This window comes from Amycolatopsis sp. cmx-11-12, assembly GCF_046269425.1.
In the GTDB taxonomy this organism is placed as follows: Bacteria; Actinomycetota; Actinomycetes; order Mycobacteriales; family Pseudonocardiaceae; genus Amycolatopsis.
This window is the reverse complement of record NZ_JADNQM010000113.1, coordinates 1-677: the sequence shown is the minus strand read 5'-3', so window position 1 is coordinate 677 and position 677 is coordinate 1. Positions and strand designations below refer to the sequence as shown.

Genomic DNA, 677 nt, shown 5'->3' with positions numbered 1-677 from the left:
CCGGATTTCCAGCGACCGTCCCGCAGTCGAGCGTATCGGGGCCGGAACGTGTATCCCAGGAAGGTGAACTCCACACCATACTGCGCGCGGTCTCTGCCCTCTTGAACACACTGCACGATCTTGGTTTTCCCTGGATGCAACTCCAGCCCGAGTCGTGCCAGCCTTTCCTTGATCGACCTGAGGATATAGTGAGCCTGTTTCTCGGTCACACAATGCACGATCGCGTCGTCGCAGTACCGCTCGAACCTGACCAGCGGCTGCATCCGAGCTAGCCAATCATCGAATGCGTAGTGCATGAACAAGTTCGACAACAAGGGCGAGATCGCGGAGCCCTGCGGGGTTCCCCGATCCCGGGCTTCCAGGGTTCCGTCAGCCCGCTGGACCGGTGCCGTGAGCCACCGCTGTACATACAACAGCACCCACGGTTTATCCGTGTGTTTCCCGACCGCCCGCAGGATCGGAGCATGCGGCACGTTGTCGAAGAAACCCCGGATGTCGAGATCGATCACCCATTGACTTCGCCAACACCGGTCCCGGCACACCGCGACCGCGTCCAACGCCGACCGCCCCGGCCGGTAACCATAGGAATCATCGTGGAACACGGGTTCCACCAACGGTTCCAACGTCATGGCCACCACCGTCTGAGCGATCCGGTCGGCCACGGTCGGCACGCCGAG

At 61.7% G+C, this 677-nt stretch carries 1 protein-coding gene; it reads right to left on the bottom strand.

Annotated elements, in window-relative coordinates; translation table 11 throughout:
- Positions 1-662 (bottom strand): reverse transcriptase domain-containing protein (locus ACLARN_RS44150; RefSeq protein ID WP_409497458.1); only part of this gene is annotated, 662 nt, incomplete at its 3' end.
- Between the last annotated feature and the right edge of the window lie 15 nt (positions 663-677).